The following is a 24243-nucleotide window of genomic DNA, read 5'->3' on the forward strand; positions in this document are numbered from 1 at the left end:
CAGCCTTTTGGTTCCTTTTTGCTGGGCCGGCACTCCGCCGTTTGAAAAAGGGACTCGCCGTAAGGGCGAAACCGCCAGCCGCAGCACCCGCAGCAACGGATATGCCCCATCAGCGAGCCGCTCCCAGCGGCCCCTTGGGAAACAGATTATCGAGAGTCTCCAACAACCGAACGTGATAAATCGGCTTGCGAAACAGATCCAGCACCTGCAACCGCAACATATCGCTGACATCCTCCATATCCGCATGCCCCGACATCACAATCACCGGCAAATGCTCCCGCGACGTATGCTCGCGCAGCCGCCTGATCAACGACATTCCCGACTCCTCGGGCATGCGCAGATCAGTAATCACCAGAGCAATATCCGGATGCCGGGTCAGATGATGCAGCGCCAGCTTCACCGACGTCGCGGTGTGACAGACAAACCCCTCCCCCTCCAGCAACTCCGCCAACTCCAGCAACGCGTCTTCTTCATCATCAACCAGAAGCAGTTGTTGGCGCGGCAGCGAGGGAGAATTCATGGGCAGCCCCGAAATACTGAAAGTAAAACTCAGTGTAGCGCGCTGCTGAGCAGACGCGACCGGCGCATCAATCAGGGCGTCTGAATTGGAGCCGTCTGCGCGGTGCCACCGAGCGACACCAGGATACTGTTGAAAATCGCCAGTACCTTCGCGCCAACTGGTGTCACAAACACCACGACCACCACGGCAACCATCGCCACGACAATCGCATACTCAATGGCGGAGGCACCGTCATTGCTGGCCAGAAATGCCCGAACCCGCATCAGCAAATAATCAAGCAGCATGGATATTCTCCTCGCGCCGACCCTATCGGACGCTGGCAAACGGAGGTCCTGTCAATGCCTGGGCGCACCTGTCACTTACGCACAAACATCGAACAGGAAGAAGAAATAGCCATCAAGTGGTCGGACGCACTTGCGCTGTCCCGCCCAGCGAGGTCAGTACCGAGTTGAATATCGCGAGTACCTTCGCGCCGATCGGCGTCACGAACACGACGACAACAACCGCCACCATCGCCACCACAATCGCATACTCAATCGCCGAAGCACCCTCTTCGCTGCTGGCAAACGCGCGAGCCTTGGCCATCAGATAATCGAAAGTCATACCAAACATAGCTCCACTCCTTCGCGCCTCTGGCGCCGACATCGCCACCGCGGCAAGGTTCCACCGGGCCACTTGAGCATTGTCAACAAACCCCTGCCCAACAACTGTAAGAACGCATTAATCACAAAGCATTAATCCCAATGTGTCCCGGCCATTTCCTGCTGTTAATTGGCCAGGACTCATACTTTGGTGGGTTATTTGCCTGTCATTAATGGCGCTTTTGCTTGGATCAGCTAGCTTGGAAATAGCGAAATAGTTGCATGTTCATAGCTGCCGAAGCAGTCCGCCTTTCGCAAGCAAATGCAATCGGTTGTGCAGCAGGAAAGGGAGAGCCGTCATGAACAGTCGCGTCACCATGGGCCTCGCCGCGTTGCTGTTGCTCGGTGCGGTTTTTGTCGGTTACTGGGGGCTGGTGCTCAGTCGTCAGCCGGCCCCCGTCGCCGAGGCGCCCGTCGCACCAGCAATCAGCGTTGAACAGACTGTCGCGATTGCCGAAGACCAGACTCGCCAACCGGTGGTAGTGCTGCTCCACGATGTACCGCCGTACACTCCGTTGACCGCCGCCGATGTGACCGTAGAAAAACTGCGCAGCGTACCGGCCGGCAGCCTCAGCAGTGTTGAACAAGTTGTGGGGCGCACGCCTTGGCGGCACCTCAGCGCCGGCACCTGGCTCAACGACGAAAGCTTTCAGGCCGGAGGCGCGCTGGCGCGGATGATTCGCCCGGACGAACGCGCGCTGACCGTGGCCGTCGATGAAGTGATCGGTGGTGCCGGGCAATTGCTGCCGGGCGATTACGTCGATGTGCTGCTGTATCTGCGCGAGGACGCGAGCAATTTGCAGCAGTCGGCGCAGATCGCCGCTCCGGCCTTGCGCGTGCTCGGAATAGGCGATCAGTACGGCCTGACCAACGACGGCCAACCGGCGTCGCCCAGCCTCAGCGCCGAAGAAAAAATCAAACAGGACCAACGCCGCATCGCCGCACGCACCGTAGTGCTGGCGGTGCCGGAGCAACTGCTCAGTCGCCTGATGCTCGCCACTCAGGTCGGCACTTTGCGCCTGGCGGTGCGCAGCAGCGAAGAACAGCGGCTGGCCAAATACTGGGCCGGCGAAGCGCAATCGCCCGCGCACCTGGATCGCGTCAACAGCCAGCTTTTCCAGTTCACTCAACTCGCCTTGGGCAGCGCCCAAAGAGCACCTGCCACCGCCAGTGCCGGCGCGGCGCCCAGGCCTGCGGTGGAAATCATTCGCGGCAACCAGATCAGCCAACAAACCCCATGACTGCGCAAGGATTCACGTGCATGCAGAGTCGACTCAGACCGACATTGAAACCGGCGCTCCGGGCCTTGCTGTTGTTGGGACTGTCGATGGACACCGCACTCGCGGCGGTCGGCAACTGCTCGGCCCTACCGCGCCTGCCCTCGGTGATCGAGATCGGTGAAGGCTTCCAGCAGGACATGCAATCACCCGTGGCGATCACGCGGCTGGCGGTCGGCGATCCGAAAATTGCCGACGTGCATGCCAATGGCGGTTCGTCCTTTCTGCTCACTGGCGTCAGCCCCGGCGCGACCAGCCTGATGGTCTGGACCGCGTGTTCGGCGCAGCCTCAGCAAGCCATGGTTTTCGTCCAAGGCGCGGCGACCACGGCGCTGACCAGCAGCGTGCCGTCAGACGATCCAACCCTGCCGTCGCAGGTGCAGACCGACATTCGTTTCGTCGAAGTCAGCCGCACCAAACTCAAGGAAGCCACGGCGTCGCTGATTGGCACTCGCGGCAATTTCCTGTTCGGCTCTCCCGGCACATTGCCGCCGATTGACGGCGTACCGCAGCCGCGCCTGCCGGTGGATAACTCGCTGTTCAACTTCTCCTGGGTCGGCGGCAAGACCATGGCGATCATCAACGCCCTGGAAACCAGCGGCTTCGCTTACACATTGGCGCGGCCGAGTCTGGTGGCGCTGAACGGGCAGAGTGCGAGTTTCCTGGCCGGCGGTGAAATCCCGATTCCGGTGCCCAGTTCCGGCAGTGACAGCGTGTCGATCGAGTACAAGGAATTCGGCATTCGCCTGACCCTGACGCCAACCATCATCGGCCGCGACCGCATCGCTCTGAAGGTCGCCCCGGAGGTCAGCGAACTGGACTTTGCCAACGCGGTAGTTATCGCCGGCACCACCGTTCCGGCGCTGACCATCCGCCGTACCGACACCAGCGTGTCGCTGGGCGATGGCGAAAGTTTTGTCATCAGCGGGTTGATCAGCACTACAAACAGCTCACAGGTGAACAAGTTTCCGGGGCTTGGCGACATCCCCATACTCGGGGCTTTTTTCAAGGGTTCGCAGATCAAACGCGAAGAGCGCGAGCTGCTGATGATCGTCACCCCGCACCTGGTCCAGCCACTGGCGGCGGATGCGCGCCTGCCGTCGTTGCCGGGGGAGAAACTGCGCAACTACGACCCGAATTTCTATCGCATGTTTTTCCTCGAGAACGGTAACTTCGACAAGCGCAGCGGGTTGTCGCAATGAACCAGAACCTCAGTCAGACCTTCCTCGCGATCACCCGCAACAGCACCGATCTGGAATGGCTGCAAAGCGCCCTTGCACCGCTGGGCCAGGTGGTCAGCGCCGGTGCCGGCAGCCTCGATGAACTGCTCGCGCTGGTCGATGTGACGTTCGCCAATCTGGTGTTCGTCGGCCTCGATCGCGAGCACGTCGTGGCACAAAGCGCGCTGATCGAAGGTGCGCTGGAAGCCAAGCCGATGCTGGCGATCGTCGCCCTCGGCGACGGCATGGACAATCAGCTTGTGCTCAATGCAATGAGGGCGGGCGCGCGGGATTTTGTCGCCTATGGCTCGCGTTCAAGCGAAGTCGCCGGACTGGTGCGGCGCCTGAGCAAACGCCTGCCGGCCGTCACTCCCAACACACAGCTCGGCGGGCTTACCGTGATGTACGGCGTGCAGAGCAGTTCCGACGGTGCCTTGCTCGCCAATCACATGGCCATGGTGGTGCAGAAGAGCGGCCAGCAAACCTTGCTGCTCGACCTCGGCCTGCCCCGTGGCGACAGCCTCGCGTTGTTGGGTCTGGAGAGTTCGTTTCACTTCGGCGATGCCCTGCGCCACCTGCGTCGCCTCGACGCGACGCTGATCGACAGCGCTTTCACCAGCGCCGACCACGGCCTGCGCATCCTTGCTTACGCCAACAGCGACGAGCCGCTGGAATCCACCAGCGCCGCCGAGCTGTACATGCTCCTCAGCGCTCTGCGCCAGCACTTCCAGCACATCGTCGTGAACCTCACCGGGCAGGCCGACAGTGAAGCGCTGCGCACTTTCGTCAGCCATTGCGACAAGTTGCTCTGGTACACCGACCAGAACGTGCTCAATTGCCGACGCAACCTCGCCGTGCTCAACCAGTGGCGCGAGAAAGGCATGAAACTCGAGCACGGGCGGCTGTTGATTGATCGTTACCTGAGCAATGTCGCGCCCGATTCCGAAACCCTCGGCAAGACCTTCAATCTGGAAGTCATCGCCGTGCTGGCGTTCAGTCCCGACTTGCGCCTGAACGCGAAAAACCAGGGCGTGAGTCTGTTCGAGCTGGCGCCGCGGGAGAAACTCACCCAGAGCCTGCGCGCCCTCGGCGAGCGCCTGGCGAAACGTTCCGAAGGCCTGAGCAAACCGAAAGCCACCTGGTTCGACCGCCTGCGAGGCCACTCATGAGCGCAGAAAAACTCTTCGGCGCCACGCCGCGCGGAGCGATCGGCAACAGCGATCACGAAGGCCTGAAACTGGTCCTGCACCGCTACATCATCGACGCCATCGAGGAGTCGGGGAAAAACCTGCTGGAAGGTTCGCGCCAGCAACTGGCGCAGTTCGTCACCGACAAGGTCGCCGAATACATCGCCCGTCTGCATCTGGCAATCTCGCGCTATGAAATGGAGCGCCTGGGTGAAGAAATCGTCGATGAGCTCACCGGTTTCGGCCCACTGGAAGTCCTGCTCCGCGACCCGTCGGTGACAGAGATTCTGGTCAACGGCCCGCACCGGGTATTCATCGAACGCGACGGTGTCTTGCATCAGAGCGATCTGCGTTTTATCGACGCGCATCACGTCGAGCGAGTCATGCAGCGCGTTCTCGCGCCACTCGGGCGACGCCTCGATGAGTCCTCGCCGATGGTCGATGCGCGCCTGCCCGATGGCAGCCGGGTCAACGCGATCATCCCGCCAATTGCCCTCGACGGCCCGTGTCTGTCGATCCGCAAGTTCCGCAAGGACATGCTCAAAAGCACCGACCTGATGGCGATGCAGACCATCGATCTGGCGATCTTCGAATTCCTGCAGAACGCGGTGGGCAAGCGCTGCAACATCCTCATCAGCGGCGGCACCGGCACCGGCAAGACCACGCTGCTGAACATCCTCAGCCAGTTGATCAACCCGCACGAACGGCTGGTGACCATCGAAGACGTCGCCGAACTGCAACTCGGCCATCCGCATGTGGTGCGTCTGGAAACCCGCCCGCCCAATGCCGAGGGTCATGGTGAGGTCAAGGCCAGCGACCTGATTCGCAACGCTCTGCGCATGCGCCCGGACCGGATCATTCTCGGCGAGATTCGTGGCGTCGAAGTGGTCGACGTGCTCACCGCGATGAACACCGGCCACGACGGTTCGATGAGCACCGTGCACGCCAACAATGCCCAGGACGCGTTGCTGCGTCTGGAGACCCTGGTCGGCCTGACCGGACGCTCGATTGCCGAACGCACATTGCGCCAGATGATCTGCGCCGCCCTCGACGTGATCATTCAACTGACGCGCATGCCCGACGGTCGGCGCTGCGTCAGCGAAGTGGTGGAAGTGGTCGGCATTCGCGAGGACGTCTACGTCACCAACACCCTGTTCCGCCTCGACCGCCGCACCGGTTTCGGCTTCGTGCGCGAAGCGGTCAACCCGGCCGGCGACAAGCTGCGCCACGACGCTCACCTGGGCTGACAGCGAGGAGCACGCAGATGCTGGGACCGATCATTCTTATCGCCATCTGCCTGACGCTGCTCGGGCTGTCGATTTATCTGTTCCTGCAAGGCCTGCGCAAGACCGCGACGGAAAAAGTCCTCAACCGCCTCGCCGCCGGGCAACCGCAACTGGCCGTCGAGCACACCAGGTGGGTGGGGCTGGAACGCATGTTTCTGCGTGCCGGCCTGGGTCGGCCGAGCGAGCGCTTCGGCCTGTGGCTGAGCCTGTGGGCGGTTGCCATGGGTTTGGGATTTCTGCTCGCCAGTTGGGTCGGTCTGCTGATCATGTTGATCGTCCCGCCCGTGGCGTTGCGGCTGTTCATCGCGGTCCGCTACCGACGGCGGATCCGCCGCATGATCGAACAATTGCCGCAACTGCTCGACCACATCGTGCGCAGCCTCAAATCCGGGCGCACCCTCAGCGATGCAGTGCTGAGCGGTATCGAGGCCAGCGAGGATCCGTTGCAAGCGGCCATGGGCCGGGTCCAGCGCAACGTGCAATTGGGGGTAAATCTGCCGGACGCGGTCAGCGATTTTGCCGAACTCTACGAGCAGGATGAACTGCGCATGTTCGCCCTCGGCCTGAAGGTCAATCATCGCTACGGCGGCAACGCCAGTGAGCTGTTGGAGAACCTGATCAAACTGATTCGCGAGCGCGATCAGGGCGCCCGACAGCTGCGCGCGCTGACCGGGGAAACCCGCATGACCGCTTGGGTGCTGGGTTTGCTGCCGCTGATTCTGGTGAGCTATTTCATGCTGACCAATCCCGGCTACATGCTTGGCATGTGGAATGACGAAAGCGGCCAGACCATGCTGCTCAGCGCCGCCGCGTTGCAGGTGCTCGGCAGTCTGGCGCTGTGGCGCATGTTGCGGAGCGTTTGAGATGGTCTGGCTCGCGGCGTTGTTGTTGCTGCTCGGTTCGCTGTTATTGGTGGGCAATCACCTGCTCACCGAGCGCCGCCGCGTGCGTCAGGTGCATCAGCGCTTGCAGGGCCAGTTGGTGCGGGAGAACCGTTTCGGCCACTGGCTGCGTGCGCTGGGCAACAGCCGTTTCGGCCGGCGTTCGGTGAGCATCGACAGCGAAACCCAGACCCTGCTCGGCCGCCTCGGCTGGCGCCGCGCCAACGAACGCGCGCTCTTCGCCGCTTGCCAGATCGGCACGCCGCTGCTCGCGCTGGGGCTGGCGATCTTTCTGCAGGAAGTGTTTTTCCCGCAGATCAGCCATCGCTGGATGGTGCCAATGTTCGCCGCTGGCGGCGGCTATCTGCTGCCCAAACGCCTGCTCGCCTACGCCGCCGCCCGCCGGCAAAAAATCATCGCGGTGGAAATCTCCACGTTTATTCCGCTGCTGCGCATCCTCTTCGAATCCGGCATGGCGGTTGAACAAGCCTTGCGAGTGCTCAGCGTCGAAGCGCAGAAACTGCTGCCGGAACTGACCAGCGAACTGCGCCTGATCCTCAGCCGCGTCGACTCCGGCCTGGAGCTGGGTCAGGAGCTGAACAAGACCGCGGTGATGCTCGCGGTGGACGAATTCACCGACACCTGCGTGATCCTCCAGCAACTGATCCACCAGGGCGGCGGGGCGATGAAATCGCTGTTGGCGCTCAAGCAATTACTCGATGACCGACGCCTGACCCGACTGCAGGAATACATCTCGAAAATGTCGGCGAAGATGTCGGTGGTGATGATGCTGTTTCTCTTTCCCGCCCTGCTGATCGTACTGGCCGGCCCGGGCTTCATCGCAATCGCCCGCGCGTTCGCAAACTGACCTTGGCTCATGGAGAGCGTTTGATGAAAGTACTGATAGTCATGGCAAGCCTGTTGCTGCTCAGCGGTTGCGCCACGGATGGCCAGGCGCCGTGGACCTCGCTGCTGTCGCCGTCCAGCTGCAGCAAACTGACCTCGGAGCAGGAACTGTCGCTGAACCTCGCCGATGATCTGGCCAGCGACGGCAAGCTCCACGCCAGCCTCGCCAACCTGCAAAGCCTGCCGGACAACCTCAGCGAAGTGCGCCTGCGCAAGGCCAAGGTCTATCGCCTGCTCGGCCGCAGCGAAGCCGAGCCGCTCTACCGCAGCCTGCTCGGCGGCTGCCTCACCGCCCAGGCCGAACACGGCCTCGGCCAGGTCTACGCCGCCCGCGGCGACAACGGCCAGGCCCAGGCCCACCTGCAACGCGCCGCGCGCCTGGCGCCCACCGACGAGAAAATCCGCAACGACCTCGGCGTGGTCTACCTCAACCAGCTGCGCCTCAACGAAGCTAGATTCGAATTCCTCACCGCCATCGAACTGAGCCAGAACAATCAACTGGCGACGCTGAACATGGTCGCCCTGCTGCTTTACCAGAACGACTGGCAACAGGCCGCCGAGATCGTCAGCCGCTCGAAACTGACCCCGGAACAATTCACCGAAGCGCAGCAACGCGCAGAAAAACTCAAGGCCCCGGCCAACGCCAAAACCACACCCGGCGATCGCGTCGCAGCCTTCATCGACCCGCTACCGCCGACGCTCGAATAGGAGACAGCCATGACCATCCGCAAAGGCCTGTGCTACCTGACCCTGCTCACCCTGCCCCTCAGCGCCCACGCCATCGACGCAGGCCCCGCTTCAGCGCAGCAGCAGGAAACCGAAGGTTGGCTGGTCCTGCAAAGCCGCAACAAAGCTGCCTCACCCAAACCCCAAAGCGCCACCGCCACCGAACGCGAACTGGCGATGCAGCGCTGGCTAAAGAAATACCAGTACGAGATCCCGGATTTTTATGATCCGGATGCGGGCGGGAAGATCGAGAGCAAGAATTAGTTTGGTGGTGACCTTGAGGGCCCCTTCGCGAGCAGGCTCGCTCCCACAGTCGACCGTGTGCTTGCTGTGGGAGCGAGCCTGCTCGCGAAGAACGATAACGCGGTTTCAGGTCTGCGGATCAACCCGATCCAGCGCCCGATTCACGGCCAGCTCGGCCAGCATGACAATCTGCTGAATCGCTAACGCCGTGCTGCGCTGAAACCCGCTCAACTCGCCAGCGAAATTACTCGCCATGGCATTCGCTGACGCCAGCGACTCACAGGCGTGCGCCAACAGGCTTTCGGTATCGACATTGGGCACCACCATGAACAGCGTGCTGGGCGGGTGTGGTTTTGCGGGTTCGGGACAGAGGTAGAAATCGAGCGCGCGTTTTATCGCTTCGCGGTTTTTCACAAGATCGTCGGCGCGCATGGCGTCTTCGAGTGGCGTGGTGGGGGATGGGGGTGGGTCTGGGATCAGTTTGTCCATTAAAACGGCTCTCCAAAATCTGCGGTGCGACCCAAATACCATTCTCACGGGGCAAAAGGTGGCAACTGTATGCGGGGTGAGAATACCGGTTATGGACACCCGGCCAGACCGAAGTCTGCCCGCACACAGCCGCCATGACACATTGCAGACAGCGGACAAGCTGGCGGCGATTATGCGTGCACAGATACTGGATGACCATAAGTAGCAGGGTTCTCACACCCGATCGCCGAAGGTTCGACGACAGCCAGAGACTAGTGACCCGACGTCCGACGGACAACCTGAAAACCTTGTGGGAAGGTTCTGGCAAATCGGCCACAGATTTAAACAATCAAAATCAAAAGCAAACCCTCACCCTAGCCCTCTCCCAGAGGGAGAGGGGACCGATCGAGTTGTTTGTGCAAAGTACATCGACTTGAGAGCCCGAGTTGAATGCGACGTTTCAAACAGATCAAAAGCATCCTCACCCCAGCCCTCTCCCAGAGGGAGAGGGGACCGATCGAGTTGTTTGTGCAAAGTACATCGACTTGAGAGAGCGAGTTGAATGCGACGTTTCAAACAGATCAAAAGCACCCTCACCCCAGCCCTCTCCCAGAGGGAGAGGGGACCGATCGAGTTGTTTGTGCAAAGTACATCGACTTGAGAGCCCGAGTTGAATGCGACGTTTCAAACAGATCAAAAGCACCCTCACCCTAGCCCTCTCCCAGAGGGAGAGGGGACCGATCGAGTTGTTTGTGCAAAGTACATCGACTTGAGAGAGCGAGTTGAATGCGACGTTTCAAACAGATCAAAAGCACCCTCACCCTAGCCCTCTCCCAGAGGGAGAGGGGACCGACCGGGTTGTTTGGATGAGGTATGCCAACCTGAGATACCGAGTCGAATGCAGATTTTGAACAACTCACAAATCGGCTCCCTCTCCCTCGGGAGAGGGCTGGGCGGGCGGCGTTCCGATGAGGGGAAAATCCACCACAAAACCAAAGCCAGACACCGCATGCTTTTCACCACTCAAAACAATGAGCGTTAGCTCGAGTCCCGCTTTTGATCTTGATCTGGGAGCCCGTCGGCAGGCTGAGCGGAGGGATTGATCCGGGCGTGGGAGCGCAGCGACCGTTCGACGAAGTCGAACACAGCGGGTGGAGGTGCAGCGAAGCAAACCGGAGACGCTGCGCTCGGATCGATCCCGCAGCGAAGGAACCCCGAGCCCCAGCGAGTGGGCCGAACGTCAGGGCGAAGACCTTTTGGTTCCTTTTGGGGCGTTTGCCAAAAGGGACTCGCCGTAAGGGCGAAACCGTAATCAGCAACACCCAAAAAAACGGATATTCACCCAAAACCCCAAGAACATGGTCGGCCCAAAGGCCGCCAAGTCAATGCGCCGTAACCCGCTGCCGCCCCGCCGAACTGCCAGGCGAAAGCGCCAAAGCCAACTGCGTCCGATTATGCATATGCGTCAACCGCAGCACCTGCGACACATACAACTTCACCGTGTTCTCGGTAATCCCCAACTCACAGGCAATCTGATAATTGGTCTGCCCCTTGCCCACCAACCGCGCCACATCCAACTGCCGGGGCGACAACTGACTGAACACCGCCGGCATCTCCACGGACTCAGGCTCACCATCACTCACCACCGGCGCAGGCGAGCGCCGCACCTTGTCCAGGTCCTGATAAAGGTCATCAATCGACTCTGACAAAAACTGCAACTTCTGATTCAGATGCCCCAGATGCAGATTCTTCTGCCGTTCCTGCAAAGCCAGTTCCTGGCGCTGCACGCCTTCGAGCAACTCCGCCAGATCAATCGGCTTCTGATAGTAATCGGCAATCCCCGCACGCAGCGCCTTGATCACATCCTGCTTGTCGGCGCGCCCGGTGAGCATGATCGCCTCGAACACCCGCTGCTTGCCGGCCAGCCGCTGCAACGCCTGGATCAGCTCGATGCCATCCATGTCCGGCATGTGCAAATCACTCAGCACCAGACCGATGTCCGGGTCCGCCCTGAACAGCTCGATGGCTTCAAGACTGGAGTCGCACGGCACGCACCGATAGCCACTGCTCTCAAGAAACTCACAGAGTTCTTCGACGATCAGCGGCTGATCATCGACCACGAGAATTTTTACCGCATTAGGCTTGTTCACGAACCACTCCATTGCTCGGGCCAACGCTGACGATTCCTGCACTTTGGTGGCGTATTCGCCTGAATTGAAAGTAGACCCACTTTCCGACTATGTACATAGGACTAGTGGCACCGCGCGACTAGCTGATCCAGTACAGCGAAAGCACCAAGCCGATCAGCACGAACGGCGCAAATGGCAGCTTTTTTGACTTGTCTGGCGCGAGATGCCGCACATGCTCTCTAAGCCCTTGACCCATATAGGGCCAGAGTTTTGGCGCGAGCAGCAGCCAGAGCACGCTGGCCACGCCCGCGCCGATAAACGCGCCAAGAACGAATACGCCGTTCGTCGCAAGACCCAGGGCTGTCATTAATTTCACATCGCCAGCGCCCATCCGGCCGAGGAAATAACCCGGCAGCGTCAGTAGCAAAGCGATCAGACAAGCCCAGCCGCCCTGCCCCGCGTCGGCGCCCAGCCAGGTGCTGCCGGTCGCCAGCAACCAGACCAGCGCCAGCGCACCAACGCCCAGGGTCAACACGTTGGAAATGCGCCGCTGCCGGGCATCTTGCGCAGCACAGATCGCCAACCAGATCAGAACAAGAGAAATCTGCATGCGCTAAAAGCCGTCCGTTTTGGCTGAATGATTCTATGCTGATACTACGCAGTGACAGTCAGGGTAGACGCACGCATGAAAAACGGCTTTCGCAGGTCGCAAAAAGGTGCGGTGGCGATCGAATTCGCTTTGGTGTTCATCATCTTTTTCGCGGTGTTTTATGGGTTGGTCAGCTACGGCTTGCCCTTCGTGATGATGCAATCGTTCAACCAGGCCACCGCCGAAGCCGTACGCCGCAGTGTCGCGGTGGACCCGACCACGCCGAACTACTCGACGGTGGTGGTCAACACCGCCAATGCCGCGCTGACCCAGCAATTGCAATGGCTGCCCTCGGCCTTGAATCTGGTGGTCGGCACCGATACCAGTTCGGCGTACGACGCGGGGACTGGCACCCTGACCGTCAGCGTCAATTACCCGGTAAGCAAGCTCAATCAGATCATGCCGTTTCTGGTACTGCCGGGCATTGGCACGGTGCCCAATCTGCCCACGCACCTGACCGCGCGTTCGAGCCTGCAATTTTGACCGCCGGCGATAAGCTTTTCGGGCGTTTGCTCAAGCGTGCCCCTACCGCCGCCCAAGATTTGCCAGACCCTCTCGGCGCGCCGCCCACCGGGTTGCATCTGTATCTGGATGGCAACGGCGACGTGTTGCAGATTGCCGGCCCGCTGCGGCATTTGCTCGCCCAGCACAAACTCAACGACCAACCGTTGCCGCTCAGCGCCTATCTGCTGCCGCATAGCCTGCTGACCATCGAAGGTCAGCCGCGGGACTGGCACGGACAATTGCTCGATCTCGACTTCCCCGGCCTGAATGACCAGCCACTGCACCTGCGCGGTTGGGTGCAACCGCTGGGGGACGGCTGGGTGCTGCAGATGCTCGACATTGCCGACCTGCTGCTCGAACGCCAGCAAGCGCGCGACCGCGACGCCTGCCAGACTCTCGCTGCGCAGGTCAGCGATCGTCTGCGCACATGCAGCCTGACGCGTTTGCCGACGGTGCTCGGCGAACAATTGCAGGCCATTGCTCAGCGCTGGCACATCCCCTGCCTGGCGGTGGCTTTACTCGATGAACAGGCTCAGGGCTGGCAGATTCATCAGCAGTTTCGCGGCCACGATGCCCCGCAACTGTGGGAAAACGGCCAGCCACTGGGCACGCCACTGGACAGCCTCAACGGCAGCGCGCCGCAACGTCTCGCAGGACCGCAGGGCCGCTATGAACACTCGCGATTGCAGGCTACGTTCGGCAATGCCAACGGGTTCGCCGTGCCCTACAGCAACGATCAAGGCGTGGTCGCATGGCTGCTCTGCGGGTTTTATACGGTCGACAACATCGCGCCATGGCTGACCGATCGCGACTGGCTGACCCTGGCCGGTGCGCTGGCCGGGCCGCTGCTCAGCCGCTTGCGCGAGCAGCGCCATGTGCAATCGATGGAGCGTCTCGATTCCCTGCAACACCTGCTCGGTACCGGCTGGTGGGAAATCAGTGCCGACGGGCAGATTGCACTGGCGCCGTCACTGGCCTCGGCACTGGGCCTCAGCGACCGCACACTGGCGGTGGAAGACTGGCTGCGACTGTTCCATCCCGCCGACCGCGACGAGCTGCGCAGCCGTCTGCGCGCCCTGCAATTGCAAGGCGAAGCGCTGACCCTGAGCGTGCGCTTGCACCGCGCGGAGCTCGGCGCAAACGCGACGTGGTACCGGATTCAGGGCCAGGTCAGCGGCACCGGTGAGCATCGGCGTCTGGTCGGATTCATGCTCGACATCAGCGATATCCAGAATCAACAACAGCGCGCCGCCGCTGCCCATGCGCGGCTGGATAATCTGATCGCCAGTTCGCCGGCGGTGATCCACATGCAGCGCTATGCAGAAGGTGCGCTGGTCCCGGCATTTTTTAGCGCCAGCCTGCAACCCTTGCTCGGCTGGACGCTGGAAGACTGCGACGCAGCAGCACTGGTCGAGCTCGTGCATCCCGACGACCGTGAACTGTATTTTCAGCGCAACCGCCAGTTGCTGCGCGAAGGTTCGGTGCGTGCGCGTTATCGCCTGCGTGACAGTCGCGGCGATTACCACTGGCTGCTCGATGAGGCGAAATTGCTGCGCAATGATCTCGGTCTGCCGGTCGAGGCGGTGGGCCTGTGGCTGGATGTCACCGACGCGACGCTTGCCGCCGAGCAGGTGCGGCAAAGCGAAGAGCGCTACCGGATTCTGGTCGAGGATTCGCCGGCAATGATCTGCCGATACCGCCCGGACCTGACGCTGATCTTTGGCAACCGACCGTTGGCGACTTATCTGGAATGCACCCCGGAACAACTGCCGGGGGTAGATCTGGGTGGCTGGATGTCCGAGGAACAGCGCAGCGCTTTCGTGCAGCGCCTGAGCCAGCTGACTCCGGAGCAACCAGTGAGCACCGCAGAAATCAGCCTGCAATTACCCGGACGCGACCACGCCTGGTGGGTCTGGTCGGATCGCGGCGTGTTCGACGAGCGCGGCCAGTTGATCGAAGTGCAAGCCGTGGGCCGCGACAACACCGAGGTGCGCCGCTCGCAACAGCAACTGACGCAAAGCGCGAAAATGGCCACCCTCGGCGAAATGGCCACCGGCCTCGCCCACGAGATCAATCAGCCTTTGAATGTGATGCGCATGGCCATCGTCAACGTGCTCAAGCGTCTGGGCAACGGTGATGTGCAGGTTGATTATCTGACCGACAAACTCAAGCGCATCGATGCCCAGGTGCAACGCGCAGCGAAAGTGGTCGACCACATGCGTGTGTTCGGTCGACGCTCGGAAATCGAGCAGCAACTGTTCAATCCGGCGCAGGCAATCGAAGGCACGCTGTCGCTGCTGGCCGAGGGCATGCGCGGCAAGGGTGTCGATCTGCGCATCAGCGCGACCGGCTTCGAGGCGCAGGTGCGCGGCCACGTCGATCAGCTGGAACAGGTGCTGATCAACCTGATGGTCAACGCCCGCGACGCGCTGCTTGGCAAACGCGACAGCGACTCAGCGTTCAAGCCGTGGATTTCGATCTACGCCGAGCGTGACGAGGAAAGCGTGCGGCTGTGGGTCGAGGACAATGGCGGTGGTATCGATCCGCGTTTGCTCGAGCGGATTTTCGAGCCGTTTTTCACCACCAAACCGATCGGCGTCGGCACAGGCCTGGGCTTGTCCGTGAGCTACGGCATCATCGCCAACATGGGCGGCCAGTTGAGCGTGCGCAATTCAACAGAGGGCGCGCGCTTCTGTATCGAACTGCCAATTGCGACGGACGATCAGATCACCAGGTAAGCCTTGCCGGTCTGCCCGCAGGTCATGTTGGCGCCCACCTCGGTGTTCATCAGGTTGATGCCCAGCCCCTTCAGCAGATTGTTCAGCAGCGGGTCGAGCAAGGGGCTGATCAAACCGGTGACCACCGGCAACAAGCGATTGCTGACATCGCTGATCAGCGAAGCCACACCGGTGACGATAGCGCCCAGCGGATTGCTGCCCACGGGTTTGTAGACGATCAGGTTGATGCCGGACAAGGTATTCGCCAGGCTACCGACGATGTTGCTGGCCGGCGCGGCGGGCAGCACGCTCGGCGGCAGTTTCAGGTTGGCCGGGGTGGCGAAGGGTGTGGTGCTGGAGAACAGCAGATTTTGCGTGGTTTGCGCGACGCTGGTGTCGAGTTTGAGGGCGATGCCTCCGGCGCCGAAGGTCACATGGCTGCCTGGGTCGCAACTGCCGAGACCGGCCAGTCGATAGCATGTGGCAATGCCCAGATCGATCAGCGGCAACGGTGTAACCGTTGGCATGGCCGAAGAAGAAAACGCTTGGGCAGCGTCGATCTCGCCCAGTTTGAGATCAGCGATCGAGGTGACGGTATGTGCAGTCAGGCTCTTGGTGCCTGTAGATCCCGCCGGACAACGATAATCTGTGACATAACTTTTCGCCCCGCCGGCATCCAGGCTGATGTCGATTTTCGGTGATGGAAATAATAGCGGGTCCAATTGGTGGCAGCCGATGCAGACAACCGAGCTCAATACCGCGACAAGATTAAGGCTCAGCGCGGCATTGAGCGTCGAGGTCAATCCGCCAACCAACCCCGTCACGGCGCTTGTCAATCCGCTAACGCCGGACAAAACCGGCAAATTCACCGACAACAGCGTACGAATTTGCGCGGTGCGCACATAAATCCGCTCCGGTCCCAACGGATCGGCCTTGGCCCGCGCCGGATCGCCAATCGCCGAGAACTGCGGCGGCTCGATCACCTTCACCCGCACCGTGACACCGGCCAGCCCCAGCACGTTGACCGGCAAGGTCGCCGCCACCGCGCTTTTGCTGTTGGCCAGTTGCACCACGCCTTGCACCAGTTGCAGCAATTGCAGATTGGCATCCAGCCCCGCCGCCGTAGTGCCGGTCTGCAGTTGCAGGATCTCGCCGAGTCTGACCGGCGCCGCGTTGATCGCGGCGACCTGCAACTGGCCCAGCGCGGTGACCACCTGCGCGGTCGCGCCGTTGAGCTGCACCACCGTCGCCGCTGCCTGAATCAGTTGCGTCACGGTCGCTTGGGTATTGAGCAACTGCGTGTAATTGCCGGCGCCGACGTTGAGGTCGATCGCCAGTTGATCGAGGTATTTGAGCAGGTTGATATCGGTGTGCAGCAAACCGTCCCAGCCCACTGCGGAGAGGTTGAGGTTGCCGCCGAGCAGCCCGGAAAACAACGGATTGAGGATGTTCGACTGCGCCGTGTCGATGCTGGCGAGGGTGCTGCGAATATTCAGTTGGGCGACGGTCGGCTGCGGTTTGGCGGCCACTGCCGACGCGTTGAGCGTGGTGTTGAGGCTCACCGGTGTGGCGCTGAACAGCGCCTGCACACCGCCGGCAAAACTGCTGGTGACCGTGCGGCTGGCGGCGACTTTCACCGCAGCCGCTTGTGTGGCATCGACGGTGAAACTGCGCAAACCCCTGGCAGCGGTTGCCAGCGTGCCGCAGGTGGTGGCGAGGGTGTTGTTCGCATCGACGAGGTAGCCATTGCGCAGCGCACTTTGCCCGGCGTAACTGGCGGCGGTCAGCCCGGGCAGGCAATTGCCGCCGCGACTGACGGCTTCGAGGGCGGCGGTATCCACTACCCGCTGCAATTTGCGCTGTTCCATGTACAGGCGACCGCTGTCGACCACCAGCAACATCATCACCAGCGCCAGGCTCAAAGTGGCGGCCGCCATCAAGCCGATCGCCCCGCGTTGCCGCGCCGGGCCGTTGCATTGCGATCCTCGCGACATGGCGCACTCCTTTGCCGGCGCAGTGCCGAGCGCTACCTGCGTTGGTGAAAATGAGTGTAGACGCGGCTGCCGACAATGCGCTGTTGGCATGGCAAACCACCGTAGGAGCTGCCGAAGGCTGCGATCTTTTGATCTTGCCTCTGAAAATCAAAAGATCGCAGCCTTCGGCAGCTCCTACAGGGGATTTGCGTCCGGGCGGGAAAAGGGCCGTTCATTCAACGCGGTGGATAGTTGGCCAGAATCCTTGCGACGGTCTCGCGAATGGCATTGCTGCGATCGGCCGGATTCGGCCGGCTGCTGAGCATTTGTTCATCGCTGCCGCGCCAGACCAGTTTGCCGTCCTTGCCGTCGAGCAGGTCGATCTGAATGGTCGCGACCTTGTAGGTGATGTTGCGCGTTTCGTTGTACATCGGCGCGCCCCAGTAGCCGTTCCACGGGCCGCCCCAACCGCCGCCGTAATTGGTCGTCACCTGCTGCTGCCGGTCCTCGACGATCAGGTAGGTCTGCACATTCAGATCACCTTTGACGCCGCCAGCGGCCGGGCGCAAACCGCGCTGATCGAGTTGATCGGACACCGCCTGGCGGATGCGCTGCTCGGTCAGGTCACTCTTGATGCGCGGGTCATCGGGACGATATTGCAGGGCCGGATCTTTCCAGCTCCAGCTGCGATACGCGGCAAAGTCGCGGCTGGCGTCGAAGTCGTGATTGACCTGGTTGGCAGCGCAGGCACTGAGCAGCGCGGCAAAAGCGAGTAGAGCGAGACGGCGGAACATGATTTTTCTCCGGGTGAAGACATGAACCTGCTGACACGAAGTCAGCTGGGAGGATACGCCGCCATGGCTTTTTCCACAGCCTCGCGGATCGCGTCGGCGCGTTCGATCTGATTGCCCTGGGTGCCGGTTTCGGCGCTGGCGCTCCACACCGGCTGACCGCTGCCGGCGTCGAACAGATCGACCCGCACTACCACGACTTGCTCCTGATAGGTGCGCACGATCGGCACGCTGTTGTACATGCCGTAACCGCGACCATACCGATCATAGCCGCCGTATCCGCCGTAGTAGCCGTAATCGTCGCGAACCTGCCGCAAGCGGGTTTCCAGATGCAGATCGGCGCTGACCAGCAGGTCGGCCGGGCGGTTGTCGCGCATTGGCCGCAAGCCGCGCTGGTCGAGGGCATTGCTGACCGCCTCGGCCACTTGCGCCGAGTCGGCCCACGCCGTGCCCGGTGGCAACTGGCCGTTGAGCCAGGCCCAGTTGCGATAGCGCCCGTAATCACGCGGCGGCGCCGGGTAGGCGCTGCGGTCGAAGGTGGTGGCAGCTTGCGGCGGTGCCGGCGGCAAGGGCCGCGACTGCGCCACGTAGGGGTTGCTGCCCTGACAGGCGGCCAACCCCAGACACATCAGCAATAACCCGCATTGAGCTTTCATGTCGCGCTCCGCTCAGATCGGCCGGCAGATCCAGTGCAAGTAACGCCCAAGCCCGGCGAAGCCTGGGTGACGACGGTGCGCGAGTTCCATTTCCAGCAAATCCGCCAGTTCGGCGCGGGCCTGGAATTCCACCGGCATGTAATCGTGAAATACCCGTACGCCGCTCTGACTTTCGACCTGCCACATTCCGGCGAGTTGCGTTGCCAATTCCCGTGGGTCGAGAGGCTGTTGCGGGGTCAGGCTCTGCTTTTCGCCGGCCATGACGTTCTTGCGCATCTTCTTGAAATGGCCTTTGAGCAGATTGCGATAGATCAGCGCATCACGGTTATAGAACGCCAGCGACAGCCAGCCGCCGGGCTTGGTCAATTGATGCAGCACCGGCAGGATCGCGTGGGGCTCGGCGAGCCATTCCAGCACCGCGTGGCAGATCACCAGATCGTAGGGCTCGGTGAGCTGGCCGAGCAGTTCCTGCCATGGCGCCTGAATGAATGTCGCGGTTTGTCCGGCTTCGGCAAACCGCTGGCGCGCGCCTTCGAGCATCGGTTCGGCCGGCTCGGTGAAGGTGACGTCATGGCCGCGCTCGGCCAGCCACAGCGACATATGCCCAAGCCCCCCGCCGATATCCAGTACGCGCAACGGACGATCCGGCAAGGCCTCGCTCAGGTCGGCCTGCAACACCGCGAGGCGAATCGCGCCTTTGGCGCCGCCGTAGATTTTTTCGGCGAAGCGCGTGGCCAACTGATCGAAATGACGGTCGCTCATCAGCTGAACCGCCGTTCGCTGTCGGCGAGCTTGGCGCGCACCACTTCGTTCATGTCCAGGCCCAGTTCGCTGCACAGCAGCAACAGATACAGGACGATATCGCCGACTTCCTGGCCGGCGTGGGCGAGTTTGTCCGCCGGCAACTGGCGCGACTGGTCTTCTGTCAGCCACTGGAAGATTTCCACCAGCTCGGCCATTTCCACGCTGGCGGCCATGGCGAGGTTTTTCGGGCTGTGAAATTGCCGCCAGTCATTGCGGTCACGAATGGCGTGCAGGCGTTCGGTCAGTTCAACAAGGTTCATCGGGCTCTCCTGAAGACGCATAGCTTCGGGGGGATACCCACCGAAGGCAAGGGCGCAGGTGAACTAATGTGGGAGCGAGCCTGCTCGCGAAGGCGGTGGATCATCCAGACCGGATTTGCCTGACACGCCCCCTTCGCGAGCAGGCTCGCTCCCACACATGATCCGGGCAAACCTTCTATCATGCAGGGAACTCGGCCGCCCTCGGTGTGGCCCAAGGCTCAGCTCTTTCATCAGGGATGCACACATGCGTGTAGAAAGCTTTTTCGAATGGCTCGGCCAGGCACTCGGTTCGGTCATCCGCTTTATCGTCGATGGCCTCAGCGGCCTGTTCAATATGCTCAGCAATGCCGGCAGCAACTTTGTCGACGGTCTGGCGCAGACGCTGGGAATGGACACTTCGATCATCAGCATCATCGCGCTGATTGTTGGCCTGATGCTGTTGTGGTCGGCGATTCGGGCATTCATGAATGCGTCGATCATTGCCGGGATCATCTGGTTGCTGTTGGGGTTGTGGTTGTTGAGCTGGATCATTCACTAGCGCTTCAAAATCCCCTCACCCTAACCCTCTCCCGGAGGGAGAGGGGAACCGCGTTGCTTTGACATTCTCCGCCGACCTGAAATATCGAGTCGAACTCACGCTTGAGAGCGACGAAGATCGGCCCCCTCTCCCTCTGGGAGAGGGCTGGGCGGGCGGCGTTCCGATGAGGGTGCTTCTACCGCTACAATCCCCGCTCCCCCAAGGAGCCTGCATGTCCTCTCTGATTACCGACTGGCGCGACCGCCCGACTCACCGCAAGGTCTGGGCGCTCGCCGCGCCGATGATCCTTTCCAATATTTCCGTGCCGCTGGTGGCGCTGGTCGACAGCACTGTCATTGGCCACCTGCCGCATGCCCATCAGTTGGGCGCGGTGGCGGTCGGCGCGAGTCTGTACACCTTTCTGGCCTGGGCGATGGGCTTTCTGCGCATGGGCACCACAGGTTTTGCCGCCCAGGCTGCCGGGCGCAGCGATGGTGCGGCGTTGCGGCAGATTCTCTTGCAGGGCTTGTTGCTGGCGATGGGGCTGGCCATCGTGCTCGGCTGTCTCGGCGTGCCGCTCAGCGGCGTTGCGCTGCATTTCATGCAGCCGTCGGCGGAACTGGAGCAACTGACCCGGGAGTTTTTCCACACGCGCCTGTTCGGTCTGCCCGCCGCGCTAGCGACGTACGCGCTGGTCGGCTGGTTCCTCGGCACGCAGAACGCACGGGCGCCGCTGGCGATTCTGCTGAGCACCAACCTGATCAACATCGTCCTCAACCTGTGGTTTGTCATCGGCCTGGACTGGGGCGTAGTCGGTTCCGCGCGCGCTTCGGTGATTGCCGAATGGAGCGGCGCACTGCTCGGCCTGTACCTGACGCGCACGGCGTTGCGCGCCTATCCGGGGCAGATCATCTGGTCGGCGCTGAAAGTCTGGCAGAGCTGGCGCCCGCTGCTGGCGGTCAACCGTGACATCTTCATCCGCAGCCTCGCCCTGCAATCGGTGTTTTTCCTGATCACCGTGCAAGGCGCGCGGCTCGGCGATGCGACCGTGGCGGCCAATGCGCTGCTGCTCAACGGCCTGCTGCTGACGGCCCATGCCCTCGATGGACTGGCCCATGCGGTGGAAGCCTTGTGCGGCCATGCCATCGGCGCGCGGGATCGACTGGCCCTGCGCCGTTCGCTGGTAGTGGCCGGCGGCTGGTCACTGATCGCCAGCCTCGGCTTCGCTGCGCTGTTTCTCTTCGCCGGGCACTTGTTCATCGAAATGCAGACCGATATCCAGAGCGTGCGCGACACTGCTTTCGTCTACCTGCCCTACCTCGCCGTGCTGCCGTTGATTGCGGTGTGGAGCTATCTGCTCGACGGTCTGTTCATCGGCGCCACCCGCGCCCGGGAAATGCGCAATGGCATGCTCCTGACGGTGCTGCTGTTGCTGCCGTTCGCCTGGTTCTTGCAGACCTTGGGCAATCACGGTCTGTGGATATCTTTTCTGCTGTTCATGGTCTTGCGCAGCGTGACCCTCGGCGCGCAAGCCCTGTGGCTGAAACGCAGCGATGGCTGGTTCAGCGGCAAGGCTCACTGATCAGAAAAATCAGTCCGCCGCGCCCCACTGCCGACGCAGATGATCGAGCCGTTCCTGCTGGGTCAGACCGGCCGGCGGCGCAACCAGCACGGCGCGTGGATGCAACAGCCGCAACCAGAGCCAGCCATCGAGCACCGCGCGATCACTGAAACCCAGCGCCAGGCCTTGTTGCACATGCACAGAGATCGTCTGGTAATCGGCACTGAGGGACTGGCACCAACGCCAGATATGCTGCTCCAGCAGGCAGGTTTGCAGGCGTTCGCGCTGGCGCCGGGTCAGGCTTTCCTCGATGCCCAGCGGTTCGACGAGCAGGCCGGGATTACGCAGTTGCTGCCAGCCCTGACTGCCGATGGCGCGGTCGGCCCAGGTACCACCAAACCAGCGCAGCTGACGGATCGGCCCGAGCCAGCGGCTCAGTTGCGCGGCGTCACAGGCATCGAAGAAGTAGCTGGCGGTCTGGCGGTTGTAATAGCTGAGCAAGGCCCGATGATTCAAACCGAACGAGACCGTGAGCATGCGCTGCAAGTGGTCGATCAGCTGCTGCGCCGGTATTTCGCAGCTCAGCAACAGGCCGCGCCAGGTGTCCGGGTCGCGCAGGCACAAGGCCGTCAATGCCGGACTTTCACGCAAATCAACGAGGACCGGGCCGTGCTCACTGACCGGTTGAAATTCGGTGCCGTCGAACAACCGGTGACGCTGCACGTCGGCAAACCCCTGACGCAAGGTCAGCAAGGCATGTGACGCGTCCGGGGTGTCGAGCAACAACCATTGCGCCATAGGCTCAAGCGCCGCGCCGCTCATCTTGCGCTGCTCTGATCGAGCGCGGTCAACAGCCGGCAACTGCATACGGACTCGGCGCAGTGATTGAAGCTGCCTCCTCCCGGCATCATGCACAGCAACAGCAACGGCTCGCCAGACTGCAACAGTTGCTGCAACCCATCACTCACCAGCAGTTCCGGCAGCGCTGACAGCGCATCCTCCCCGACCGCATCCTCTGGCAACAGCGAGGGCTGCAGGACGCCACTGACCATCGGCTGATCGGGATCGCCTTCAAGAAAACTCACCACCACCTCCACGCCATCGGCCAGCGCCGCCGAAGGCAAATCGCTCAGGGTTGGCGCGAGCGGCAGCCAGCAATGGCTGGGCGCTGCGCCCTCGCCCTGATAGAGCCAGTCGAATTGCACCGCCACCGGCCGCGAGCAATCAGGTTGCGGCTCATCGACGGTGACCACCCAGGCACGCTGCAGGCTGTGCATGCGTTGCTGGGGCTGCATCGCGGCGAGCGCACAGACTGGCGCCCGCGCGGCGGCGAACAGGCGATTGCCATAGGGGGGTTCGAGAGACTGATCGGCACGGTGTTCGATGCGGGTCAGCAACCAGGGGCGGTTGCATTCGATAAAGGGATGGCCGTCCAGCGGCAACCATTGGCCACTGCGCAGCGCGCAGAGATCGCTGTGCCCTTCGGCATTCGGTCCGCGCTGGCTGGCCTGTGAATCCTCGTGCAGTTGCCATTGGCGTATGCCTGGAGCGACGCAACGGTGCTCATGCTCGCCCTGATAGTGCGCGACGTCTGCCTGCGGTAAGCGCGTCGGATCGTCGCCGAATACCAGGCAATGCCGGTCACGGTGATGCTCGAAGTAATAGTGAATGCGCGCCTGTGCGCAGAGGCGCTGGAGTAATTGCAGATCGGATTCGCGGTACTGGGTGCAGAAGGTGCGGGCCGGGTAGTCGCTGTGCAGGTCGAAACGCCGTTGCGGGCCGACGATGCCATGTTCGCGCAGCACCTGTTCGATGATCTGCGGCACGGAGCGGCCGCTGAAAATGCGCTGGCTCAAACGCAGGTCGAGGCAGTCGAGCCTGGGCCCGAGACGTACTCGACACAAACGCAGGCAATGGCCGTGCTCATGCTGGACGAGACTGTGCAATTGCCCGTGCACACCCTCGCCGGGCGGGCCGAAGCACAGGAACGCGGAACGGTGTAGCAGGCTGGTAAGATCCAGATGCGGATCGTCGATCACCACATCGATCTCGAAGACAAAGGGTTCGCTGAGCGCTTCCCTTCCGGTAAAGGCGAGAACTTCGAAGGGGTCGGACAGGCCCGCTACATCGAGACGAAACGACGGCTCGTTGACTGGATCGAACATGGGCGGATCTCTACAGGAGGGGCGGCCGGGGATTCTCGCCGAGAGGCATGGCCGAGTAGAGAGGCGAAGTACAACTTAGGAAATGACCTACGCGAAAAGCAGACCAGAAGAGTTTGCTGACCGTGCTAGCACAGGTTTTCGTGAAAAAATCAGGAGATGTCC

25 protein-coding genes are annotated in these 24243 nt (G+C 61.8%); 12 read left to right on the forward strand and 13 right to left on the reverse strand.

Annotated features, from left to right (window positions below):
- Positions 1–109 precede the first annotated feature (109 nt).
- The 3 genes from GXB78_RS00005 to GXB78_RS00015 form a co-directional block, all read right to left on the reverse strand.
- The gene (locus GXB78_RS00005; protein ID WP_329513639.1) at positions 110–520 is read right to left on the reverse strand and encodes a response regulator; all 411 of its coding nucleotides are present in this window, start codon (positions 518–520) and stop codon (positions 110–112) included.
- 71 nt (positions 521–591) lie between these two features.
- Positions 592–804 (reverse strand): Flp family type IVb pilin, encoded by a 213-nt coding sequence (locus GXB78_RS00010; RefSeq protein WP_329513640.1) that lies wholly within the window; start codon positions 802–804, stop codon positions 592–594.
- A 112-nt stretch (positions 805–916) separates the two neighbouring features.
- The gene (locus GXB78_RS00015; RefSeq protein ID WP_329514021.1) at positions 917–1123 is read right to left on the reverse strand and encodes a Flp family type IVb pilin; all 207 of its coding nucleotides are present in this window, start codon (positions 1121–1123) and stop codon (positions 917–919) included.
- Positions 1124–1460: 337 nt separating this feature from the next.
- Here GXB78_RS00015 and cpaB point away from each other — a divergent pair, with 337 nt between their 5' ends.
- From cpaB to GXB78_RS00055, 8 genes are read left to right on the forward strand one after another with little or no spacing between them, the layout of a single operon-like run.
- Positions 1461–2402 carry a Flp pilus assembly protein CpaB gene (cpaB, locus tag GXB78_RS00020; protein WP_329513641.1) on the forward strand — a complete coding sequence of 314 codons (942 nt, stop codon included), beginning with the start codon at positions 1461–1463 and terminating at the stop codon, positions 2400–2402.
- Between the two features lie 20 nt (positions 2403–2422).
- Positions 2423–3640 (forward strand): type II and III secretion system protein family protein, encoded by a 1218-nt coding sequence (locus tag GXB78_RS00025; protein WP_329513642.1) that lies wholly within the window; start codon positions 2423–2425, stop codon positions 3638–3640.
- Positions 3637–4827: a pilus assembly protein gene (locus GXB78_RS00030; protein ID WP_329513643.1), complete on the forward strand. Its 1191-nt coding sequence runs from the start codon at positions 3637–3639 to the stop codon at positions 4825–4827. Before GXB78_RS00025 ends, GXB78_RS00030 begins: the two co-directional genes overlap by 4 nt.
- Positions 4824–6092, forward strand: coding sequence for a CpaF family protein (locus tag GXB78_RS00035; RefSeq protein ID WP_329513644.1), 1269 nt, complete (start codon positions 4824–4826; stop codon positions 6090–6092). Before GXB78_RS00030 ends, GXB78_RS00035 begins: the two co-directional genes overlap by 4 nt.
- 17 nt (positions 6093–6109) lie before the next feature.
- Positions 6110–6994, forward strand: coding sequence for a type II secretion system F family protein (locus GXB78_RS00040; protein ID WP_329513645.1), 885 nt, complete (start codon positions 6110–6112; stop codon positions 6992–6994).
- A gap of 1 nt (position 6995) precedes the next feature.
- Positions 6996–7880: a type II secretion system F family protein gene (locus tag GXB78_RS00045; protein WP_329513646.1), complete on the forward strand. Its 885-nt coding sequence runs from the start codon at positions 6996–6998 to the stop codon at positions 7878–7880.
- A gap of 23 nt (positions 7881–7903) precedes the next feature.
- The gene (locus tag GXB78_RS00050) at positions 7904–8626 is read left to right on the forward strand and encodes a tetratricopeptide repeat protein (protein WP_329513647.1); all 723 of its coding nucleotides are present in this window, start codon (positions 7904–7906) and stop codon (positions 8624–8626) included.
- A gap of 9 nt (positions 8627–8635) precedes the next feature.
- Complete coding sequence (locus GXB78_RS00055) at positions 8636–8908, forward strand: DUF3613 domain-containing protein (protein WP_329513648.1); 273 nt, start codon at positions 8636–8638, stop codon at positions 8906–8908.
- A gap of 105 nt (positions 8909–9013) precedes the next feature.
- On the opposite strand, the gene GXB78_RS00060 is transcribed toward GXB78_RS00055, so the two are convergent.
- From GXB78_RS00060 to GXB78_RS00070, 3 genes are all read right to left on the reverse strand, one after another.
- Positions 9014–9376, reverse strand: a complete 363-nt coding sequence (locus GXB78_RS00060; protein WP_329513649.1) for a DUF6124 family protein — start codon at positions 9374–9376, stop codon at positions 9014–9016.
- 1361 nt (positions 9377–10737) lie between these two features.
- Positions 10738–11505: a response regulator transcription factor gene (locus GXB78_RS00065; protein WP_329513650.1), complete on the reverse strand. Its 768-nt coding sequence runs from the start codon at positions 11503–11505 to the stop codon at positions 10738–10740.
- A 118-nt stretch (positions 11506–11623) separates the two neighbouring features.
- Complete coding sequence (locus GXB78_RS00070) at positions 11624–12094, reverse strand: A24 family peptidase (RefSeq protein ID WP_329513651.1); 471 nt, start codon at positions 12092–12094, stop codon at positions 11624–11626.
- 75 nt (positions 12095–12169) lie between these two features.
- Here GXB78_RS00070 and GXB78_RS00075 point away from each other — a divergent pair, with 75 nt between their 5' ends.
- Positions 12170–12616: a TadE/TadG family type IV pilus assembly protein gene (locus GXB78_RS00075; protein ID WP_329513652.1), complete on the forward strand. Its 447-nt coding sequence runs from the start codon at positions 12170–12172 to the stop codon at positions 12614–12616.
- The gene (locus tag GXB78_RS00080; RefSeq protein ID WP_329513653.1) at positions 12613–15375 is read left to right on the forward strand and encodes a PAS domain-containing sensor histidine kinase; all 2763 of its coding nucleotides are present in this window, start codon (positions 12613–12615) and stop codon (positions 15373–15375) included. Before GXB78_RS00075 ends, GXB78_RS00080 begins: the two co-directional genes overlap by 4 nt.
- Here the strand turns inward: GXB78_RS00080 and GXB78_RS00085 are convergent.
- From GXB78_RS00085 to GXB78_RS00105, 5 genes are all read right to left on the reverse strand, one after another.
- Positions 15360–17348 (reverse strand): pilus assembly protein TadG-related protein, encoded by a 1989-nt coding sequence (locus GXB78_RS00085; RefSeq protein WP_329513654.1) that lies wholly within the window; start codon positions 17346–17348, stop codon positions 15360–15362. The two genes, GXB78_RS00080 and GXB78_RS00085, sit on opposite strands and share 16 nt — an antisense overlap.
- 215 nt (positions 17349–17563) lie before the next feature.
- The gene (locus GXB78_RS00090; protein ID WP_329513655.1) at positions 17564–18121 is read right to left on the reverse strand and encodes a DUF4136 domain-containing protein; all 558 of its coding nucleotides are present in this window, start codon (positions 18119–18121) and stop codon (positions 17564–17566) included.
- 41 nt (positions 18122–18162) lie between these two features.
- The gene (locus tag GXB78_RS00095; protein WP_329513656.1) at positions 18163–18774 is read right to left on the reverse strand and encodes a DUF4136 domain-containing protein; all 612 of its coding nucleotides are present in this window, start codon (positions 18772–18774) and stop codon (positions 18163–18165) included.
- A 12-nt stretch (positions 18775–18786) separates the two neighbouring features.
- Positions 18787–19536: a methyltransferase gene (locus tag GXB78_RS00100; RefSeq protein ID WP_329513657.1), complete on the reverse strand. Its 750-nt coding sequence runs from the start codon at positions 19534–19536 to the stop codon at positions 18787–18789.
- Entirely contained in the window at positions 19536–19838 is a 303-nt protein-coding gene (locus GXB78_RS00105; protein WP_016771852.1) for a MazG-like family protein, read from the reverse strand. Before GXB78_RS00105 ends, GXB78_RS00100 begins: the two co-directional genes overlap by 1 nt.
- 244 nt (positions 19839–20082) lie before the next feature.
- Between GXB78_RS00105 and GXB78_RS00110 the strand changes: the two genes are divergently transcribed.
- On the forward strand, positions 20083–20376 hold the full coding sequence (locus GXB78_RS00110) for a hypothetical protein (protein ID WP_016771853.1): 294 nt from the start codon (positions 20083–20085) through the stop codon (positions 20374–20376).
- A 211-nt stretch (positions 20377–20587) separates the two neighbouring features.
- Positions 20588–21937 carry an MATE family efflux transporter gene (locus tag GXB78_RS00115; RefSeq protein ID WP_329513658.1) on the forward strand — a complete coding sequence of 450 codons (1350 nt, stop codon included), beginning with the start codon at positions 20588–20590 and terminating at the stop codon, positions 21935–21937.
- Positions 21938–21946: 9 nt separating this feature from the next.
- On the opposite strand, the gene GXB78_RS00120 is transcribed toward GXB78_RS00115, so the two are convergent.
- Entirely contained in the window at positions 21947–22738 is a 792-nt protein-coding gene (locus GXB78_RS00120; RefSeq protein WP_329513659.1) for a DUF4123 domain-containing protein, read from the reverse strand.
- Positions 22735–24081, reverse strand: coding sequence for a type VI secretion system Vgr family protein (locus GXB78_RS00125; RefSeq protein ID WP_329513660.1), 1347 nt, complete (start codon positions 24079–24081; stop codon positions 22735–22737). Before GXB78_RS00125 ends, GXB78_RS00120 begins: the two co-directional genes overlap by 4 nt.
- Between the last annotated feature and the right edge of the window lie 162 nt (positions 24082–24243).

It is taken from the genome of Pseudomonas moraviensis subsp. stanleyae (genome assembly GCF_036283065.1).
Taxonomy (GTDB): domain Bacteria; phylum Pseudomonadota; class Gammaproteobacteria; order Pseudomonadales; family Pseudomonadaceae; genus Aquipseudomonas; species Aquipseudomonas stanleyae.

What these genes read in the sequence shown, in the direction of transcription:
- GXB78_RS00050 (WP_329513647.1), top strand. Translation starts at nt 7,904, where the DNA reads ATGAAAGTACTGATAGTCATGGCAAGCCTGTTGCTGCTCAGCGGTTGC.
- GXB78_RS00040 (WP_329513645.1), top strand. Translation starts at nt 6,110, where the DNA reads ATGCTGGGACCGATCATTCTTATCGCCATCTGCCTGACGCTGCTCGGG.
- GXB78_RS00085 (WP_329513654.1), bottom strand. Translation starts at nt 17,348, where the DNA reads ATGTCGCGAGGATCGCAATGCAACGGCCCGGCGCGGCAACGCGGGGCG.
- GXB78_RS00060 (WP_329513649.1), bottom strand. Translation starts at nt 9,376, where the DNA reads ATGGACAAACTGATCCCAGACCCACCCCCATCCCCCACCACGCCACTC.
- GXB78_RS00115 (WP_329513658.1), top strand. Translation starts at nt 20,588, where the DNA reads ATGTCCTCTCTGATTACCGACTGGCGCGACCGCCCGACTCACCGCAAG.
- GXB78_RS00045 (WP_329513646.1), top strand. Translation starts at nt 6,996, where the DNA reads ATGGTCTGGCTCGCGGCGTTGTTGTTGCTGCTCGGTTCGCTGTTATTG.
- GXB78_RS00030 (WP_329513643.1), top strand. Translation starts at nt 3,637, where the DNA reads ATGAACCAGAACCTCAGTCAGACCTTCCTCGCGATCACCCGCAACAGC.
- GXB78_RS00105 (WP_016771852.1), bottom strand. Translation starts at nt 19,838, where the DNA reads ATGAACCTTGTTGAACTGACCGAACGCCTGCACGCCATTCGTGACCGC.
- GXB78_RS00005 (WP_329513639.1), bottom strand. Translation starts at nt 520, where the DNA reads ATGAATTCTCCCTCGCTGCCGCGCCAACAACTGCTTCTGGTTGATGAT.
- GXB78_RS00095 (WP_329513656.1), bottom strand. Translation starts at nt 18,774, where the DNA reads ATGAAAGCTCAATGCGGGTTATTGCTGATGTGTCTGGGGTTGGCCGCC.
- cpaB (WP_329513641.1), top strand. Translation starts at nt 1,461, where the DNA reads ATGAACAGTCGCGTCACCATGGGCCTCGCCGCGTTGCTGTTGCTCGGT.
- GXB78_RS00035 (WP_329513644.1), top strand. Translation starts at nt 4,824, where the DNA reads ATGAGCGCAGAAAAACTCTTCGGCGCCACGCCGCGCGGAGCGATCGGC.
- GXB78_RS00090 (WP_329513655.1), bottom strand. Translation starts at nt 18,121, where the DNA reads ATGTTCCGCCGTCTCGCTCTACTCGCTTTTGCCGCGCTGCTCAGTGCC.
- GXB78_RS00075 (WP_329513652.1), top strand. Translation starts at nt 12,170, where the DNA reads ATGAAAAACGGCTTTCGCAGGTCGCAAAAAGGTGCGGTGGCGATCGAA.
- GXB78_RS00100 (WP_329513657.1), bottom strand. Translation starts at nt 19,536, where the DNA reads ATGAGCGACCGTCATTTCGATCAGTTGGCCACGCGCTTCGCCGAAAAA.
- GXB78_RS00055 (WP_329513648.1), top strand. Translation starts at nt 8,636, where the DNA reads ATGACCATCCGCAAAGGCCTGTGCTACCTGACCCTGCTCACCCTGCCC.
- GXB78_RS00015 (WP_329514021.1), bottom strand. Translation starts at nt 1,123, where the DNA reads ATGACTTTCGATTATCTGATGGCCAAGGCTCGCGCGTTTGCCAGCAGC.
- GXB78_RS00125 (WP_329513660.1), bottom strand. Translation starts at nt 24,081, where the DNA reads ATGTTCGATCCAGTCAACGAGCCGTCGTTTCGTCTCGATGTAGCGGGC.
- GXB78_RS00070 (WP_329513651.1), bottom strand. Translation starts at nt 12,094, where the DNA reads ATGCAGATTTCTCTTGTTCTGATCTGGTTGGCGATCTGTGCTGCGCAA.
- GXB78_RS00120 (WP_329513659.1), bottom strand. Translation starts at nt 22,738, where the DNA reads ATGAGCGGCGCGGCGCTTGAGCCTATGGCGCAATGGTTGTTGCTCGAC.
- GXB78_RS00010 (WP_329513640.1), bottom strand. Translation starts at nt 804, where the DNA reads ATGCTGCTTGATTATTTGCTGATGCGGGTTCGGGCATTTCTGGCCAGC.
- GXB78_RS00025 (WP_329513642.1), top strand. Translation starts at nt 2,423, where the DNA reads ATGCAGAGTCGACTCAGACCGACATTGAAACCGGCGCTCCGGGCCTTG.
- GXB78_RS00110 (WP_016771853.1), top strand. Translation starts at nt 20,083, where the DNA reads ATGCGTGTAGAAAGCTTTTTCGAATGGCTCGGCCAGGCACTCGGTTCG.